Origin of the sequence: Xanthovirga aplysinae (genome assembly GCF_009711365.1) — a bacterium.
Taxonomy (GTDB): Bacteria; Bacteroidota; Bacteroidia; order Cytophagales; family Cyclobacteriaceae; genus Xanthovirga; species Xanthovirga aplysinae.
On record NZ_SMMB01001135.1, the window covers coordinates 6,704 to 8,969 of the forward strand.

Below are 2,266 nucleotides of genomic sequence, written 5' to 3' on the forward strand. Positions count from 1 at the left end.
AAGAGAAATGAAAAGAGGTGTTTGATTAGTGATTTTTTTTGAATTAAAATCACTTTTTAATTCAAATTGTTTTTCAACGGGGTTAGGAATAAGGTAAAAACCTAATTGGCTAATCGAATTTTTAACCAAAATAGGTTTAGTAAAAGAATCTGTACCATCAATATCAATTTGACGCAATCGATAATAACTATCTCTCTTAAAGGAATAGTCTATAAATTGGTAATCATTAGAGGTTTGAGAATTTCCTACACCTTCTACAAATCCAATTTTCTTATAGGAGGATAAAACGTCATCAGACTTTTCAATTTCAAATCCCCAATTGTTAAGTTCGAAAGCAGTTGACCAATAAAGGGCTGCATGATTCTTATCCTCATTACCTTTAAATTCTAATAAATTAATTGGCAGTGGAGTGGATGGATTAGGAGTTAGATTTACCTCCACCAATGCAAATTCATCTCTGGCTCCCGATCCTGTTACATCTTCAGTAATCCATTTAATGAAAAATATCCTATTAAGAGGAATTGGATTCTCATTAAAATAGATGGAAGTTACTTTTTCATGAAGTTCCCAGTTTGGGGAACTGCCTGCCTCTTCCTTTGAGGTATAATTTAAGTTGGAAAGAGGAAGATAATCAAAACCATTGGTGGAATAGGCCAATCCCAATAAGGTACTCCTTGGCTGGTCATTGAAAACCGCAAATTTATAGATTACATCTAGTACTTCAATAGGTTCACCCGTTCTGTTTTGGAGTTTAAGAATAAATTCTCCTGGGTTTAAATCTTGACCAGTAGTTTGAAACCCTAAGGAATAAATACTATCTAAAAGAAAGGCATAAACTCCACCTTGAGTTACAGTTGATTCCTTTATCCCACCAGCAAAATCACCTACATCATTATAATCGCCAAAATTCATGTCGCCTTCAGATAACCCATTTACAATAATGGAATTAGAATTAAGTTGTCCTTCGGTGGGTTCCGGAGAAAATCCATTTCCTTTAAATTTTCCGTTTCCTATACTTGGAGGAGGGGAATTAAAGTTGAAAATGTGAGCTGAATCTAAATTTTCTAATTGAAAAGGTGCAAACTTCAAAGTGGAGGTCTCGAAAGATGTTCCATTACTATATTTGCTATAAAGGAGAGTGTCACAATTATGATATTCAAAAATATGAATAAAATAAGGGGTGGCTGAAGCCAGATTGGTAATATGAATTGTGTTTTCATTTCCATTATAGATTACTTTCCCTCCATCAATTAGATCTGCAAAACTACTGGAAAAATCACTATCAGCCTGATAGAAAACACCATCCGCAGGAGTGGAACTTATGGTTTCATTTTCTTTTATAATAACAATTCTTTTTGATCCATTTCCATTTTCCCATTGAAGTTCCAAGCTGTTGTTTGTTTTTGAGATGATTTCAATACTTTTTGCTTCAAGGGCAGGGGCCACACAGGGTAAGGTCTGGTTTATATTAAGGGAACCAACGGTATTATTGGCAGGTTCTTTCCAGGTGAAATCTGAATAGGTTTGGCCACTTCCATTTAGTTGTAAGGAATGATTGGGGTTTGTTGTATCATCTTCTTTAACACCAATGTCAATTGATTTTAAACTATTTGCATACCCTTCAATGGCAGTGAAATTACCTTCATAACTTATGAACTGTAAAACTGAATCCTCGAACGTTAATGATAATCCGTCAGCCCCATTCTGCAGCCGATCAGGGAAAAAATAGAAGAATTTAAAGTTTCCTATAGTATCTCCATTTTTAAAATCGGACAATAATATTGTCTTTTCTCCATATAGTTTTCCATTTTCTCCATTGTAAAGGGAAATAGCAAATTTGGAAAAGTCATAATTTTCAAGGTCCTCTACAACTATCTCTATTGCCTCATTCAAATCATTTTTTACGGTGTCCTCATAATGAATTTCATTTACCCAGGCATTTTGGGCTAAAGCCCAAATGGGCATTTGTAAGATGGACAAAATCCAAATCTTAATTATGAGAAATGTTTTGGAGGGCATTGTACTGTCAAGGAATGAAGGTTTGAGGTGACTATTGAATATAATATATTAATCAGGAAAAATTAACATTCCCCTTATTTTAGTATGTAATGATTTAGATATTTTTAAGAGGTTTCAAACTTTAATGTTTCCATTAATTAAAAAAAATGTGGAGTTTGAAAGATTTTTTATCTGGTATTTTTCCTGGAATTGTTTTTTGTATACAGTTCTTTATTAAAATAGTGTTCTGTTGAGTTTATTTGATTTT

1 pseudogene is annotated in these 2,266 nt (G+C 33.3%); it reads right to left on the reverse strand.

From position 1 onward, the window contains the following. A pseudogene (locus E1171_RS13975) lies at positions 1 to 1,980 on the reverse strand (hypothetical protein); the annotation flags it as partial. Positions 1,981 to 2,266 lie beyond the last annotated feature (286 nt).